Consider the following 14,683-nt stretch of genomic DNA (forward strand, 5'->3'; position numbering starts at 1 on the left):
GGTTCACCGCGAAATTGTGCGAACTGTGCAAAAGTCTTTTAATGGGCTAGGACCTACGTAGTATTGATAACAATGCCAGATTCGATGTCTGAACAGCTCCGTAGGGACATGGAGTGCGAGGGGCTGCTGGAGTGTTTCCACGGTCTCAAAGAACTCGATAAGGAGTGCTTCCAAGCGCTCGTCGAGGCCGAAGAACCGCTGACCGTGGACGAGATCGCCGATGCAGTCGACCGTGAGCGCTCGACGGCCTACCGGGCCGTCCAGCGCCTGCTCCAGACCGGTTTCATCGAGAAGAACCAGATCAACTACGACCAGGGTGGCTACTACCACGTCTACTCGCCGACGGACCCCGCGAAGATCGCCGACGACATGCAGCGGCTGCTCAACGACTGGTACGCGAAGATGGGCCAGCTCATCCAGGAGTTCGAGACCAAGTACGAACAGACCGAGGCTGCGGCCCCGGCCGCCGAAAGCTAACGCTTCCTTCTTCTCTTTCCCTAGAGTTCTAGTACTCGCCTCGGGAAGCAGATTCTTGCGTGTTACAACGTTACCACCACTCTTTCCTGCCGACAATCTATATTGGGTAGTATTGTACATATTATCCAAAACCCTTAATTAGCGCTGGTGCATACGTACTGGTGATGGCAACTGATACTGCATCCGACGCTGGCACCGCGTCCACGACCGAACCGCTGTACGTCGACGGGCAGTCCCAGCTCGACGACGTCATCGCAGAGAACGATGTCGTCCTCACGGACTTCTACGCCGACTGGTGTGGGCCGTGCCAGATGCTCGAACCGACTGTCGAGACGCTCGCCGCCGAGACCGACGCGACTGTGGCGAAAGTCGACGTCGACGCCAACCAGCAACTCGCCTCCGCGTACGGCGTCCGGGGGGTTCCCACCCTCGTCCTGTTCGCTGACGGTGAACAGGTCGAGGAAATTGTCGGTCTCCAGGGCGAAGACCAGCTCCGAACGCTCATCGAGACCTACACCGAGTAAATGACTCAGGATATCCACGACCTCGTCATCGCCGGGTCGGGAATTGCCGGCCTCTCGGCTGCGGTTTACGCTGCGCGGGCCGACCTCGACCCCCTCATTCTCGAGGGCGACGAGCCGGGCGGCCAGCTCACGCTGACGACCGATGTCGAGAACTATCTCGGCTTCCCCGACGGCGTCGGCGGCATGGAGCTCGTCCAGCGCGGCAAAGAACAGGCCGAGCAGTTCGGCGCCCAGTTCGAACACGGTCGCATCGAGGATGCGGACCTGGACGGCCAGCCGCTGGAGCTATCGCTGTCGACCGGCGACACGATCTACACGCGATCGCTGATCGTCGCGACCGGTGCGAGCGCGCGCTGGGTCGGTGCCGAGAACGAGGACGAACTGATGGGGGCCGGGCTGTCGACGTGTGCGACCTGTGACGGTGCGTTCCACCGCGGCGACGACGTCCTCGTCGTCGGCGGCGGCGACAGCGCCATGGAGGAGGCGCTGTTCCTCGCGAAGTTCGCCGACTCCGTGACGGTCGTCCACCGGCGTGAGGAGCTGCGGGCCTCAGAGATCATGGCCGACCGTGCTCGCGAGCACGAGGACGTTCAGTTCCGCTGGAACACGGAGCTCGAAGCTATCCACGGCTCCCAAGCGGAGGGTGTTACCGGCGCGACGCTAGTCTCCCATCCCGACGGATACCCCCGGGAGAAGGCCGAGTCCGGTGTCGACGTCGAACGAGAGACGGTCGACGTGGGCGGCGTGTTCTATGCTGTCGGTCACACGCCGAACACGCAGTTCCTCGAGGGGACCGGCGTCGAACGGGACGAGAACGGCTACATCTTCACTCAGACCGACGACGCTGGGCGGCCCACAGCTCAGACGGCCGTCGATGGCGTGTTCGCTGCTGGCGACGTTGCTGACCCCCGCTACCGACAGGCGATCACGTCTGCGGGAACCGGGAGCATGGCTGCCCTCGACGCCGAGGAGTTCCTTGAGACACTTCAAGACGCAGACGAATCGACGGTAACCGCGACCGCGTAACCACCTGAGAAATCCATGAGTACTCCTACATTCAGGTCTGCCGTGGCTCACGGCGTTTCTGCAGCTGCGCTTATAGTACCCTTCTCGAGTATTGCGACCGCCCAGCACGGCGGCGGTTCCGGTGGGATGGGTGGGATGGGCGGCTTCACCTGGTGGCCACTCGTCTGGTCGGTCGTCCTGCTAAGTGTGCTTCTCATTGTCGGCTATGGAGTTTACACACACGGGCGTACCCCGGCTAATGAGCGAACTCACACGGATACTGCACTGTCGACGCTACGTTCCCGGTACGCTCGTGGAGAGCTCTCCGAGGAGGAATTCGAAGAGCGTCGTCGCCGACTTGAGGAGTAATTTGCGGACAACCGTCCGACCAGATCCGTCTCTTGTGATGACTACTGTTCCTGATTCGAATGACGCGATGAGTAGCCTTCGACGAGTTCTTCTAGCGTTCGACTGCTACACCTCAAACGGTCACGAACCCCCTCCGAATCGCCCGACTCCCACGCGGCGGGTAGAACGTTGACTCACTGGTGTCGAGCCCGCAAAAGCGCACGACGACGTTGCAAGACTGCCTCTGCCTCGGCGTCGCGTTCGACCGCTCAGTGTCATCGCCAACGCCGAAGTAAAGCTGGGCGTGCGTGTTTTCGTGGATCCGCGTCCGCGCAAGGTTGGCACCGTTCTTACAATCACGAACCTCGACGAGCGGTTGGACGCCGAGTTAGCGGCTCGATGCCGGGAGCACAGTTCCAGGGTGCTACTGGTAGTGCTGTTCGAGGTGGTTGACGATGTCGTCGCTACCGTACACCGTAACAGCGTGGTCGATGTCTACGAGATACGGAATTTGGTCGTTTCCGCCGGCCACCAGCTCGTCGTGTGTGAGTTCGTTGGTCACGTCGCCACCTTGGTCTCCAGGGAGCCGCGGGTTGTGAATGACGTACGAGACGCCGAGCTCGGAGAGCTTCTCGCGGACCTTGCCGGAGTGCGGACAGCCTTCGGACTGGTAGAGTTCGAGCATCGTTGAGAGTATGGTGGCGACCGCGCTAAAAATTGGCTCTCGACGTGGCTACTCCAGCGCGAGTTCAGCAACTGCGGCGTCCCGTTTCAGGACGACAGCGGTCGCGACGATACTGGTCGACGTCATCGTCGAATATATCGCGGAACACTCGCCCGCTGACGAGGAGGTGATGGGACTGATCGGGAGCGCGGGCGACGATGGTCGGGCCCAGAACACGCCCGTAAACGCGCTGTATCCGTTCATCCAGCGCAGTGGTGACTACACGGCCGGCGAGGCGTACCGCGAGGCGGCCACGATTCCGCGCAAGAACACTTTCCCCGAAGGAGGGCGTAATCGAACGCGCTAGGCAGTGACAGCGTACGGGGGAGAGGTGACAAGCGGAAACCCAGACACGACACAGGTCAGAAATAATGGTCAAAACTATCACTGCGGAACAACTCGCGGAGAAGACCGACGCGAACGAACGGTTCACACTCGTCGACACACGCCCTGAAGACAGCTTCGAGGCCTGGCACGTGCCCGACGCAGAGAACGTCCCCTACGACCCGGCCGACGGACTGAGTGAAGACCCACTGAACGGGGAAAACGAACTGGACGCCAGCCAGCCGGTCGTCGCCATCTGTGGCAAGGGCCTGACGTCGACGGCGTTCGCGTTCGAACTCGAAGAGTACGGCTACGACGACGTCTCCGCGGTCACTGGCGGCATGGAGGCGTGGAGCAAACTCTACGAGACCGTCCCCATCGAGACAGTTAGTGACGACCTCGTCGTTCGACAGGTCCAGCGACGAGCGAAGGGCTGTCTCGGCTACGTCGTCGGCTCGAAGGAGGCGGAGGAGGCTGTCGTGGTCGATGCGAGCCGACAAACTGACCAGTTCAAAGTCGCCGCTCAGGACGCCGGACTCTCCATAACTCGTGTACTCGATACGCACGTCCACGCCGACCACATTTCTGGCAGCCCGGTACTCGCCGACAAGATCGGCCTGCCTTACCACCTCGGCGACACAGCCAGCGAGCGTGGCGTCCAGTACGAATACGAACCACTATCGGATGGAGAGACCATTGAGGTCGGGGAGGTCGAAATCGAGGCATTACACACGCCCGGGCACACCTCGGAGATGCTGAACTACCTCGTTGACGGCGAACTCCTGTTGACGGGCGACACGCTGTTCGTCGACTCCGTTGGACGGACCGAACTCCAGTTTGGTGAGGACGACGCCTCGCGTGGAGCGGAACTGCTGTACGACTCGCTCCACGAGACGATCCTCGAACTTCCAGACGACACGACGATCCTGCCGGGTCACCTCACCGTCATGAGCGACGGCCGATACGAGAACGGCTCACCAGGCGATCCCCTCAAGGCCCGACTCGGGGACCTCCGTAACGAACTCGGCTTTCTCGGGCTGGACCGCGACGCGTTCGTTGAGCGTCTGACCGAGGACGTCCCGGAGAAACCCCCGAACTACGAGGCAGTCATCGCCATCAACACGGGCAAAGACACTGTCGACAACGAGAGCGAGGCGACTGAACTCGAACTAGGACCGAATAACTGTGCCGCGTAACCGGACCGGCTTTCCCGTCGTAGTCCTCTCCAGCTGACGGGAGTGATCACCATCGGCGTACTCGAGGGTTGTGGCGGTCAGTTTCTGGATTCCGGCGACGAGGGGATCGTGAGGTGACGCCGCCCCGACAGCTACGGCCGAGCCAGGTACTTCTCTCACCCTCACTGCGGTGTCCGGGACTATTCGATTAGCCCCGAAAATATCGAAGACCAACTGATAACGATAGGCGAGACTGATAGACTTAACAAACGAATAGGCGGAGTAATGGCTATTTGTTGGTTAACAAAATTAGCGTGAGAATTAGTCTTCGAGGACATCGATGAGTTCTTCTGCCGTTCGACTAATCCGTCCGAGGCGCTCGCGAACGATCTCGGGATCGTCCGACTCCCACGCAGCGAGGTAGAACGCTGACCCGCTAGTGTCGAGCCCGCAGTAGCGCCCGACGACGTACGCGACGGCTTCGGCCTCGACTTCGCGTTTCGCCCGCTCGGTGTCGTCGACGTCGAAGTGGAGCAGAGCGTGCGCGTACTCGTGAATCAGCGTCCGCGCCAGGTCGGCCTCGTTCTCCCGATCACGCACCTTGACGAGCGGCTGGACGTCGACGGGGCTCAGCTGTTCGCAGATGCCCTTGGCCTCGCCGTGGGTCCACTCCTCGGCTGGAACGATCCGCACCGTGACGCCGAGGTCGTCAGCGGCGACAGTCAACTGTTCGACGAGGTCGCCGGCGTCCCCGGTTGCTTCCGTGTCCAGGTCGGGAAGAGGCTCGCCCTCGGTCTGGGAGACATCGAACACCGGCGCGGGCTTGAATCCGACCAGACCCTCGGACCACTCCTCGGGCGGCGTCTCGTCGTACTCACAGTCGCTGTCCTCGTGGTAGCTCGGCGAGTTCTCGCACTCCGGGCACTGCTTGGTGATGATCGGCGCCCAAATCCAGATGGCCGACTCGCCCTCCGTGACGTGGCGGTCGAACTCCTCCTGCCACGTCCGGTAGCCCGCAACCCCGCTCGCCTCGGGACACTGCCGCTTGATGAGGAGCGTGTTCCGGTAGGAGTAGTCCTGGAAGCGACTCTGGACGTCCAGCCACTCCTGGAACTCCGCGCTGGCCTGCGCGTCGTCGACGCCGGCGACGAGCTCGTCGATCCACGCTTCGATGGTACTGTGCATCTCGTCGCGTCTGGCGTCGGTCTCCTCGAATGAGACCGACGAGTTACTGGTCGGAGTCATGATTTCAGTAAATCGCGTTCACGGCGACTGCGTCGGAGTAGGACGCGCCGCACCCCTCGGGGCGCAAAAAACACTCGTGGCGTCACGCCAGTGGGACGTAGACGCTCTGCTCACCGACGAGTTCCTCGAGGTTGTTCCCATGGCGGTGCGAGAAGTAGCAGTCGTAACTACAGTAGCCACAGATCTCGCCCGTGTCGTACTCAGCGACGTACGGACCGCGCTCGGTCGTCCACACGTTCGCTCCACACTTGGTACAGGCTGCGCTCTCGATATCGCCTGGTGACGGGCCGCGATATGTGAGTTCGGGCCCGTCCTCCTGGGGCGTCGACTCGGGCCAGACGTCGTGTGCCTGCCAGAACTCACGAATCCGGGCAAGGCCGTGGCGCACGGTCTTGCGAATCGTCATATGCTCGGCGTCGCGACCGCTGTCGTTCCAGCCGTCGGGCGTCCAGAACTCGCCGAACTGCGCTCCGCGATGGACACCGTTCCAATCGAGGCCGACGATATCGGCCGGTGGGTCACCCGTCAGCGTCGGACGGGTGAGCTGGTCGATCACGTCGAGTTGCTTGGGGGGACTCCCACCGAGAATATGGACACGTCGGCCACGCCAGTCCACAGGGTCAGAGAACTCGTGGGCGAGTCGATCGGCGTAGCCGCGCGAGTAGCCGACGACGAGGTCATCGGGGACAGCGTGAATCGCAGCACGGCACTTCGGGACGATCACGGGGTCTGCGTCCGGGTAACTGCCCTGGATCTCGCGGGCAGCAGCAACGTATTCGTCGACCTTGTCGACGTCGTAGGCGTCGCCAATCACACCGACCTCCGGTTCGTATTCGAAGAAGCGCTCGACGTATCGATCGAGGTCGGGATTGCGAAAGTCGTTGTCGAGCATCCCGACCGGTAGGTCCAGGTCCGTGTACTGGTGCTGTTGGTAGGTACAGTCCTCGCGAAAGCCCGTGAGAAAGCCGAGTCGGAATGCGTCAAGCGCGAACGGAACACGGTGAAGAAACGCTACGTGGTCGGCCTGCCGAGCAGCTGTAATTTCGGTGGCGATGCTGCTGGTCGGACGTGCTGAGAGCGCCATCTCGAATCACCCAGAAGATGCAGGGTTTATCGCCCCGCGCTCGTTCTCGGGGCGAGAAAAAACCACCAGCAGACGCCAATCTTAACCAACAATAAGAGCTAGCCGCTTCTGATGTTGGTTAACTCACCGTTGATATCGTGCCTCGAGTGGTTCGATCTGTCCTGCGTTGACGAGACTCGTCTGTGAATCTACCTCTTCGTGAAGAAGATCGACGAGTGCAAACTGCGCGCAGGCAGTGAACGAACACGTCTGGTTCTGACACCACACATCGGCGTAGGCGATGTCGGTCTGCTCGCCTGCATAGACGGGTTTCCCGATACCAAGCTGCGAGTCGCAGTCGTCACGGGGGCAGATCGGTTCGATACGCGTGAACGTGGGCGTGTCTTCCATCGAATCTACCTCAGTACGGGTCGAAGCTCGGCGTGATATCGCCGGTTAGGACGCTGCTCTCGACGGCGTCACTCTCGCTGCCTTCGAGGTCGATGATGCGATAGACGGCGTCACCGCTCCACTCGCAGTTCTCGTCGGGACATTTCGCGCTCGCGTATGCACCGTTCTCGTTGTCCAGATGAACGCTCAGGAGGTCAAGTTGCTCGCCGCAGAGTGGACACTCAGCCGGGACCTGCATGTAGCGGTAGCCCGTTGTGACGGTGACGTCGTCCTGGTCCACCTCGACACCGTGGCTCTCCACGAGCAGGTCTCGGAACTCTGTGCGGAGATCTTCGAGAAGTGCATGGCGTACGTCCTCGTTGACAGGGAGGTCGACACCGTCGACGGTGATTGTGAGCCGATGCGCTGCCGTTTCTTCTGTATGTTCCATTGTGGTCACCTCTAGGGGGCACGTTCGCTCGCGCCCGCGCCCCTCTCGGGCGCTCAAAAAACGGCCTTCGTTCGACGGCTCTCGAATCACGCTGTTACGCGTCACCCCAACGACTTATCTGGTGGCTCGGACCAGTATACAGATGTGACTGGCACGAGCGTCGATGACTTCGAACACGATTCGCATCTACGCAGGACCTTCGATCTCGCTCGTGAGGCTGCTGACCGCGGCGACAAGCCGTTCGGCAGCGTGCTCGTCCACGACGATACGGTCGTCATGGCCGACTCGAACCGTGAGGTCACGGAGGACGACATCCGCCGCCATCCCGAACTGCATCTCGCCTACCGCGCGTGTCGCGAACTCGACCCGGACGAACGTACGGAGACGGTGATGTACACGAGCACGGAGCCGTGCCCGATGTGTGCCGGGGGGATGGCCAAGGCCGGATTCGACCGCGTCGTCTACAGCGTCGGCAGCGACGAGATCGCGGAATTCACGGGTCACGAGCCGTCGGTCCGATCGGCAGCAATCCTCGACGGCGTCAGCGACGTCGTCGGGCCTGTTCTGAACGACGAGGGGCGGCAGATCCACGAGGAATTCGACTGGTGACCCAGCGACGACCTGAGCCGCTATGGGGGAACATCTCTAGTTCGTCACCAGTGCGGTCGAAGACGAGTTAGCAGGTGTCGTCAGCCTCACCGTCCTCGAAGAGACACTGTTTGGTAGCCTGCTCGCCGGCGAGCGTCTGCTGATCCTTGTCCGTATCGGCGAAGAGGGTCGACTGGTCGCCCTCGGCCGACCGTTCTACTTCGGGCCGGTCGTCGACGCCGAACTCACTCGCTGCTGGCCGATCGAGCCGTGAATCGCGGTCGCGGTGATCCACGTCCGCGCCGAAGTCCTCGAGGGAGGTTTCGACGCTCGTTTCGGTGACTTCGAGCTGGCCATCCTCGCCGAATGCAGTCTGCTGTTGAATCTCGATGTCCGGTCGATTGCTCATGTGAATCGAGCCTCAACCCATTGGAGGCTCCGAAAAACTGCCCTACGAGTGTCGTCTCAATCCTCCTCAGCGCGGATTTCGTTGGCCCGGTGTTCGAGCCGCCGAAGGATCTGGACTCGCTTCTGATTCGCGTTCTCGTAGGCGACGCAGGCTCGCAACGTCTCCATATCGTTGATCGTCACGATACCGGCGTTGAGAAGCCCCGTATTTGGTGGCTCAAGCCGCTGCTCTGGTGATAGGCCGCTCGATACCGTGGATTGCTCTGCCGAGTTACTCACTGAGTGTCGCCTCCACTCCTGCTGAGGCGACGAAAAAACAGCGCCGGGTTATTCGTCTTCTTCCTCGGGTTGAATTTGGCGGGCGTCCTCGGCGAGATCGTGGATGTACGCTCGAAGCGTCTCCATGTCCTCGCGGGCATCTTCCAGCGTTTTCGCCTTCACCTTGGCCTTGATCTGGTCTTCATCCCGTGTCCCGGTTCCACGTTTGAGCTTTACGGTCAGCGAGACACCGACGTCAGTGCGTTCGACGTACTCCGTTAGCGACGATCGCTCATCGTTCGCTGTCGATTCGACATCCGCACGAGACGGCTGGTTTTGTTCCGACATGTGTGGCTCTCGGTGATCGTTGTTCAGATAGACGGTGCGACTGCTTCGTCGGCCGTCTCGCGAAGGACCGCGTCGATGTCACTGCCGGTGAGTCGCCAGCGCCCGTCGCGACCAGTGCAGTCCAGTTTGCTCACAACCTCGTTTTTGAACTCGGTATAGTGTGCTAGGGCGACCTCCTCATCGTCCGTGTAATCGAGCAGGAGCGCGAGTGCGAGCTGTGCTGGACCACTCCCACCGTATCCCCACTCGAATCCCGAGGGACTGTGGTTCGCCAACTCGAGACTCCGACGCGGGGTTAAGCGTTCTTGTCCAGGAAGTGTCTCTACGACGGCGCGTCCTCGCTGTCGATAGCCGACGTAGACGACGTTGCGGTCACTTCTCGGGCGTGTCTGTTCGCCTGATTGTGAGTCGATAGTTCCACTCATGGGTCTGTTCGAAGGTACTCGTTCGAGCACCCCCGCGCCCCTCGGGGGGCGAAAAACTCCCTCGCAATACTAATTCACAGCAGCAAGGACGCCGCCTTAACCAACACTACGAGATTTTGTATGTATTGTTGGTTAAACAAGGGCGGTGAGTCGTCGTCCACCGTTTTGGCCAACACAACACGTATTCCCGTCACTCCATCTTCATATCTCCGACCCGGAGATCAATGAAATTGCCTAACATAGCGAAATGTATCATCTCCCGCATCTCTATTCCCTCACTTCATCTGCCGAATCTCCTCAACCATATCAATATCTGACTGGCGGTCATCTTCAAGGTGTTCAAGCGCCGCATCACTCTTATCCGCGTGCTCGAAGAAAAACAGAAAATCCTCATGTTCCCACTCACCGCTCTTATCGACGTAAAGGCAAATGAGGACTTCCAGCATATCCTTCACTGTATTCGTATCATCCGTCGTAATCTCTACTGAGTCACCTTCATGCACCAGTTTGTTCCGTTTGTCACGAACCGTCGACTGACTTACCACATTGGAGGCTCTCGCCACCGTTCTCGCTCGCTGCACAACGGTCGATGTCGTGTCCGTCTCAGTAGTCAATGTGAGCCGTTCAGCACTCCGCCAGTAATCCAAGAACGCGTCTTCTCGGTTAGTGTTCGTTACCGCGTCCTGGAACGAAGACACCGATCTGACGAGCCGATTTTCCATGTCGTTTAGATTTCCGTTTAACGAGGAAATTTCATCAAAGTATTCCGTATACCGGGAGGCGTCATGTCCGGACAATATCGTTGAACGGCGTGGTGTCGGGTCCGTACTGTACGAAAACTTCAGGTAATCATCCTCCTCAAAAATTAGATAGATAAATGGGAGTCGTAGATCCTGCCACCGTGTGTTCCAGACACTGCTGTTTATTTGATTGCCCTCGAGTTGATTCCGGGTCAGCGCGAAATTGATCCGGCCCAGCAGAAATTGGAGTGCCTCTACACACGTATCGCTTGCATATTTTGGATCTAGGGCATCAATTTCCATCAGCCAGTAGGATTGCGCGTCCCGATCTAACTTGTTCGGTGAATCGCTAAACCACTTCTTGAGTTTATTTCTATCATTGATTGCGTCCGATTCTTCAGCCCTATTCTGCTCGGCCTCATACGCCTTATCGCAGTAGTCGCCCCACTCATTGGACGAAATAGCCTGCACGGAGTGTCCTAAACTGCGGTACTTGTCCGGCCGCTCAACCTTATTGAATACTATGTTAAGCGGGAACACGATGGTGTATGTGGTGCAGTCTTGCGTTCCGAGAGTTCGATGGATGTCATCCATATCCGACCAGAATACTTCTGCTGTATCACCACTCTCAGTCTTCGCCTTCCAGACGAACTCCTTAATCCGCATCCGCAATCTCTGTTCACTCAGCCGGAACTGGTCCGTATCAACATTCACTCGTTCAATAATGGCACTGATGCCTTCCTCAACCTGATTCTCATCAGAGTGACTGTACTGATACCCTCCGCCGTCTTCTCTCTCGTGGAGATACTCAGCAACGTTCTCGACGATTTCCTGCTTCGAAGGCTCTCGAACTGCAATATCGTGTTGTTCTAAAATATCACGAAATACCTCCGGGGCGACCGAGATTTCGATTGCCGCCTCAATGAGCTCCACATTCCCGGTCGTATACCGACCGAGTACTTCAAACACCTCGGCCTCGGTCGCGGTCCCTATCTCATCAAACATATCTGGACTGTTCTAAGAATATCGCCAGCAGGTGGTCTTGTAGCTGTTGAAATAGTGGTACCTTTCCCAGGAGCTGCAGCTACACCTTGCCCTGCATTCCGATACTCCAGATTCGGTATACGGCTCTCTCAAGCTCAGTTTGAGATGGGTAGCATCTCGGGTATTCCTTAGAAGTGGACGTCTGCCGGGACGATCCAGAGATCGTCACTCTCGTCGAGAATCCGATCGAGCTGCCCTCGATGTCGGATACCACTTCCATGTTCGTCGTACAGGAAGACCGATGGTCCGTCGTACGCGCCGACCTGGTGGAAGGCATGCCGGGCGAGGTCCTCGTCGCGCATGATCTCCTCGTCGCTGCGTTCGTCGAGTGCCTCTCTCACTCGGTCGAGATTCCGCTGGAACTCCTCCTTCGTGGCTTCCCAGCCACGTTCGAGCAGCTCCTCGCCCTCGTCGGACACCACAGTGGCTGCAACCGGGAGTTCGCCCCATCGGGCTTTTCCAGCTACTGACGTGCCCGCTTCGTCGAACGTCACATAGTAGTCGAAGACAGCGCCTGCGTGTGGCACGGCGCCGACGAGTCGATCGAATACCGTCTTTCCGCTGGCCAGTGCGTCGTCTTGTGTCGATGCTTCTACCAGGGTGTAAATGACCATATGCATCGGTGTTCACCTCGGTCTGCCGACGCACGCGACTGCACTCCGCTACGCTGCTTGGTGCGCCGGCACCCATTGCCGGCGCACAATAAACATCGCCGGAATACGCACTCGCTAGGCTTCGTCTCTTTCCGACCCAGTGACCTCCTCGACGGTTATCGTCAGGTCACCGGATTCGTAGTCGGCCTCGAAATCGACCGCAAACGCCTCTGACTCGTAAGCCGCGTGGTAGGCGCGATGCCGTTTGAGCGACCCCGTCGCCTTGAAGTGGAAGAACGCCGCTGCGGTGTACGGTTTGCTCGCGGTTTCGATCTGTGCTTCGACCGACGCCTGCAGCGCGATCTGCGGAGTGTCGCTATCGATTCCGGCGGCAAAGGCTCTGGCTTCGTCGACATTCGTCTTCGAATGCTCGGGCGTCTCGCCGGTCAGTACGTTCACTGGCGTCTCGGTCTCCTCGGTGAACAGGACGCCCTCGTAGATCTGTGTTCCGAGGATCGCGTCGGGGTCTAGCGCACAGTCATCGAATAGGTCGCCGGGTGGTTGCTTGGACATTGATTATCGAAGCCTAGTGTGGGGCTCAGTCCTTTTGCCCCCGATAAACGAGAACATAGCTATGGTCTTACGGACCTCCGGTACTCTAATCCCCGTTTCCGCTGTGTGGGACGATATGAGAGACAGTCTGACTATTCTGTCGTGGAATCTAAACGGTGAAACCGCTGTCTCTGACTCCCAACTACAGGGACAACTTCAGTTCCTCGACGAACACTGCACTGACGTTGATGTGTTTCTCTTCCAAGCTGTCCGAAACAAAAACACAGAGGACGGTGAGTGGGACGACCACTTGGAGGCCTTCCTCGACTACTTCGAAGGGCACTCTCTGGAGTACTACGCTGCGCATACTGGTGATTGGTCGCGTGAACTCATGGACTCAGATGTGTAGCCGCATACAGATATTAGCGGGACGCACAACCGCTGCAACGTAACGGTCAGCCGGTGGCCAATCGAGAGACAACCGCTCAATCTTCAGAATATTGGCCATCGGAAACCGCGGGCGCTCAATTACTACTACACACACTTCCCCGAGAAGATGCTCGTCGCGAACATCGACACGTCTGCAGACGACACGGTCGAGGCTGACACGGTTGAGGTGTGGAACGTCGGGATCATCAACGGGGCAAACTGGGGCGAAGAGAAGGTCAACATGCTCGAAACGGTGTATGGCCGGATCTATCTACAGAATACGAAACTGGAGCATCCGGTGATTCTGGGCGGTGATTTTAATGCTCCAAAAGAAGAAACGAGCGACAAGCAAATCATTCCGCACGGTGGGACAGAGTACACGCACTATCCCTTCTACGGCGATCCCTATTATTTCCAGGAGGCTGGTGAAGTCGCCGTCGAACAGACGTTCGGGCAGTGCTGGCGAACCGCAGAGAAGCAACTCTTCGGTCAAGCGCTTGGGGAGTGGGAGATACAGGATACGTATCTAGCGTCTCCCAGCGGGGAGTACGAAGCCAGCACCGAGGAGTATACGCACATCGTCCATAATGGGAATCCGTCCAAGAAGCGGTTGGACCATATCCTCGTGTCTGCTGACTTCACCGTACGAGGGTGTGAGATCTGGAACGGCCGAGACGGGTCACTGGACGGGATGAACGGGAATGGGACGTACAAGAGCGACCATGCCCCGGTCGTTGCTGAGGGCGTGATTAAACGGTAACTCTCATTCAGGGAACAATCATCGATGCTGACCCTCCGGGACAGGGCCGCTTTCGGGCACACCCTGTACTCTTCAATGGGCTAAACAACAGTTACTCGTCGATCGGGTCGAGTCCACTGAGATCGGCGTGCAGGACTTCCCCATCTCGGATGACGTACCGTGTGGCGAGGATCGGGAATCGACACTTCGTGTACCCGGCCGTCTGGATGTCGAGTTCCTCGTTGCCGTTGATGTACTCGGCGAGCTGTCGGAGGAACTCGTGGGTCACGATCCCACCCTCGTAGTCGGGGAGGCCGTTGTCACGCGCTTCGTACACCTCGAAGCTATCGTAGCCCCAGATGATGAGTTCGCTCTCCTCGTCCACCTCCCAGTTGAGAGTCCCGAAGCAATAGCTCTCACAGAGCTGGCGGACTGCTTGTGCGTCCGATACGATCGCGCCGGTTGACGCCGTCGCTGCTTGGAGTGTTGCCATAGGTTGTACTCGGGGGCGTTCTCTTGCCCCTCACCCCTTCCAGGGGATAACAAACTCCCACTCCGAGGCGGATCTGGAAGAAGCGCTGACCGTCGATTCGTACTATCAGGACTCTACCTGAACGTTGGCCTCCTTCGCGGCATCTGGTCGAGTGAGCAGACTCACCTGCTCTAGGAGCGTCATCGATTCGTCGATTCGCTCCTGATCGTCGAGATCCAATCGATCGACGTCGATACTGCTGAGATTGCTGAGAGCGCGGTGCATCCGGTAGCCGGGTGTGTTTCGTGGGTTCATGTGTGCGCCTCCGCCGATTTGCGGCGCAGAGAAACATAGGCTAGCG

General features: G+C 59.0%; 23 protein-coding genes. 9 read left to right on the forward strand and 14 right to left on the reverse strand.

What is annotated here, in order from left to right:
- Window positions 1-72 precede the first annotated feature (72 nt).
- The 4 genes from DPQ64_RS09955 to DPQ64_RS19555 all read left to right on the forward strand — a co-directional run bounded on the left by DPQ64_RS09955 (window position 73) and on the right by DPQ64_RS19555 (window position 2,375).
- Window positions 73-477, forward strand: coding sequence for a helix-turn-helix domain-containing protein (locus DPQ64_RS09955; protein WP_115864198.1), 405 nt, complete (start codon window positions 73-75; stop codon window positions 475-477).
- A 164-nt stretch (window positions 478-641) separates the two neighbouring features.
- Window positions 642-1,001, forward strand: a complete 360-nt coding sequence (gene trxA, locus DPQ64_RS09960; RefSeq protein ID WP_115864199.1) for a thioredoxin — start codon at window positions 642-644, stop codon at window positions 999-1,001.
- The gene (locus tag DPQ64_RS09965; RefSeq protein ID WP_115864200.1) at window positions 1,002-2,027 is read left to right on the forward strand and encodes an NAD(P)/FAD-dependent oxidoreductase; all 1,026 of its coding nucleotides are present in this window, start codon (window positions 1,002-1,004) and stop codon (window positions 2,025-2,027) included.
- A 135-nt stretch (window positions 2,028-2,162) separates the two neighbouring features.
- Window positions 2,163-2,375 (forward strand): SHOCT domain-containing protein, encoded by a 213-nt coding sequence (locus DPQ64_RS19555; RefSeq protein WP_232820556.1) that lies wholly within the window; start codon window positions 2,163-2,165, stop codon window positions 2,373-2,375.
- 403 nt (window positions 2,376-2,778) lie between these two features.
- Here the strand turns inward: DPQ64_RS19555 and DPQ64_RS09975 are convergent, their stop codons facing one another.
- Window positions 2,779-3,039 (reverse strand): glutathione S-transferase N-terminal domain-containing protein, encoded by a 261-nt coding sequence (locus DPQ64_RS09975; RefSeq protein WP_115864202.1) that lies wholly within the window; start codon window positions 3,037-3,039, stop codon window positions 2,779-2,781.
- A 169-nt stretch (window positions 3,040-3,208) separates the two neighbouring features.
- Here DPQ64_RS09975 and DPQ64_RS18765 point away from each other — a divergent pair, with 169 nt between their 5' ends.
- Together DPQ64_RS18765 and DPQ64_RS09985 are read left to right on the forward strand one after the other, a co-directional pair.
- On the forward strand, window positions 3,209-3,385 hold the full coding sequence (locus DPQ64_RS18765; RefSeq protein WP_157971659.1) for a hypothetical protein: 177 nt from the start codon (window positions 3,209-3,211) through the stop codon (window positions 3,383-3,385).
- Window positions 3,386-3,449: 64 nt separating this feature from the next.
- Window positions 3,450-4,598 (forward strand): MBL fold metallo-hydrolase, encoded by a 1,149-nt coding sequence (locus tag DPQ64_RS09985; protein ID WP_115864204.1) that lies wholly within the window; start codon window positions 3,450-3,452, stop codon window positions 4,596-4,598.
- 300 nt (window positions 4,599-4,898) lie between these two features.
- Here the strand turns inward: DPQ64_RS09985 and DPQ64_RS09990 are convergent, their stop codons facing one another.
- From DPQ64_RS09990 to DPQ64_RS10005, 4 genes are all read right to left on the reverse strand, one after another.
- Entirely contained in the window at window positions 4,899-5,822 is a 924-nt protein-coding gene (locus DPQ64_RS09990; RefSeq protein ID WP_115864205.1) for a M78 family metallopeptidase domain-containing protein, read from the reverse strand.
- An 82-nt stretch (window positions 5,823-5,904) separates the two neighbouring features.
- Window positions 5,905-6,906 (reverse strand): DUF6610 family protein, encoded by a 1,002-nt coding sequence (locus DPQ64_RS09995; protein WP_115864206.1) that lies wholly within the window; start codon window positions 6,904-6,906, stop codon window positions 5,905-5,907.
- A gap of 123 nt (window positions 6,907-7,029) precedes the next feature.
- Window positions 7,030-7,296, reverse strand: a complete 267-nt coding sequence (locus tag DPQ64_RS10000) for a hypothetical protein (protein ID WP_115864207.1) — start codon at window positions 7,294-7,296, stop codon at window positions 7,030-7,032.
- Between the two features lie 10 nt (window positions 7,297-7,306).
- A complete protein-coding gene (locus DPQ64_RS10005; RefSeq protein ID WP_115864208.1) occupies window positions 7,307-7,726 on the reverse strand; it encodes a hypothetical protein in 420 nt (139 codons plus the stop codon).
- Window positions 7,727-7,870: 144 nt separating this feature from the next.
- Here DPQ64_RS10005 and DPQ64_RS10010 point away from each other — a divergent pair, with 144 nt between their 5' ends.
- Complete coding sequence (locus DPQ64_RS10010; protein WP_115864209.1) at window positions 7,871-8,335, forward strand: nucleoside deaminase; 465 nt, start codon at window positions 7,871-7,873, stop codon at window positions 8,333-8,335.
- A gap of 67 nt (window positions 8,336-8,402) precedes the next feature.
- Here the strand turns inward: DPQ64_RS10010 and DPQ64_RS10015 are convergent, their stop codons facing one another.
- The 7 genes from DPQ64_RS10015 to DPQ64_RS10045 all read right to left on the reverse strand — a co-directional run bounded on the left by DPQ64_RS10015 (window position 8,403) and on the right by DPQ64_RS10045 (window position 12,703).
- Window positions 8,403-8,723 carry a hypothetical protein gene (locus tag DPQ64_RS10015; protein WP_115864210.1) on the reverse strand — a complete coding sequence of 107 codons (321 nt, stop codon included), beginning with the start codon at window positions 8,721-8,723 and terminating at the stop codon, window positions 8,403-8,405.
- A 56-nt stretch (window positions 8,724-8,779) separates the two neighbouring features.
- On the reverse strand, window positions 8,780-9,001 hold the full coding sequence (locus DPQ64_RS10020) for a hypothetical protein (protein ID WP_115864211.1): 222 nt from the start codon (window positions 8,999-9,001) through the stop codon (window positions 8,780-8,782).
- 48 nt (window positions 9,002-9,049) lie between these two features.
- Window positions 9,050-9,328 (reverse strand): DUF7389 domain-containing protein, encoded by a 279-nt coding sequence (locus DPQ64_RS10025; protein WP_115864212.1) that lies wholly within the window; start codon window positions 9,326-9,328, stop codon window positions 9,050-9,052.
- A gap of 23 nt (window positions 9,329-9,351) precedes the next feature.
- Window positions 9,352-9,753, reverse strand: a complete 402-nt coding sequence (locus DPQ64_RS19780; protein ID WP_115864213.1) for a DUF6166 domain-containing protein — start codon at window positions 9,751-9,753, stop codon at window positions 9,352-9,354.
- 275 nt (window positions 9,754-10,028) lie between these two features.
- Complete coding sequence (locus DPQ64_RS10035; RefSeq protein ID WP_115864214.1) at window positions 10,029-11,498, reverse strand: hypothetical protein; 1,470 nt, start codon at window positions 11,496-11,498, stop codon at window positions 10,029-10,031.
- Window positions 11,499-11,665: 167 nt separating this feature from the next.
- Window positions 11,666-12,157, reverse strand: a complete 492-nt coding sequence (locus DPQ64_RS10040; protein ID WP_115864215.1) for a hypothetical protein — start codon at window positions 12,155-12,157, stop codon at window positions 11,666-11,668.
- Between the two features lie 108 nt (window positions 12,158-12,265).
- Entirely contained in the window at window positions 12,266-12,703 is a 438-nt protein-coding gene (locus tag DPQ64_RS10045; protein ID WP_115864216.1) for a hypothetical protein, read from the reverse strand.
- A 115-nt stretch (window positions 12,704-12,818) separates the two neighbouring features.
- On the opposite strand from DPQ64_RS10045, the gene DPQ64_RS10050 reads away from it, so the two are divergent.
- Window positions 12,819-13,091 (forward strand): hypothetical protein, encoded by a 273-nt coding sequence (locus tag DPQ64_RS10050; protein ID WP_157971660.1) that lies wholly within the window; start codon window positions 12,819-12,821, stop codon window positions 13,089-13,091.
- A gap of 147 nt (window positions 13,092-13,238) precedes the next feature.
- A complete protein-coding gene (locus DPQ64_RS10055; RefSeq protein WP_115864218.1) occupies window positions 13,239-13,871 on the forward strand; it encodes an endonuclease/exonuclease/phosphatase family protein in 633 nt (210 codons plus the stop codon).
- 91 nt (window positions 13,872-13,962) lie between these two features.
- Here DPQ64_RS10055 and DPQ64_RS10060 read toward each other — a convergent pair whose 3' ends face one another.
- Together DPQ64_RS10060 and DPQ64_RS10065 are read right to left on the reverse strand one after the other, a co-directional pair.
- Complete coding sequence (locus DPQ64_RS10060; protein WP_115864219.1) at window positions 13,963-14,343, reverse strand: hypothetical protein; 381 nt, start codon at window positions 14,341-14,343, stop codon at window positions 13,963-13,965.
- 105 nt (window positions 14,344-14,448) lie between these two features.
- Window positions 14,449-14,637, reverse strand: coding sequence for a hypothetical protein (locus DPQ64_RS10065; protein WP_115864220.1), 189 nt, complete (start codon window positions 14,635-14,637; stop codon window positions 14,449-14,451).
- Window positions 14,638-14,683 lie beyond the last annotated feature (46 nt).

Origin of the sequence: Halorussus litoreus (assembly GCF_003382685.1) — an archaeon.
GTDB classification, from domain to species: Archaea; Halobacteriota; Halobacteria; order Halobacteriales; family Haladaptataceae; genus Halorussus; species Halorussus litoreus.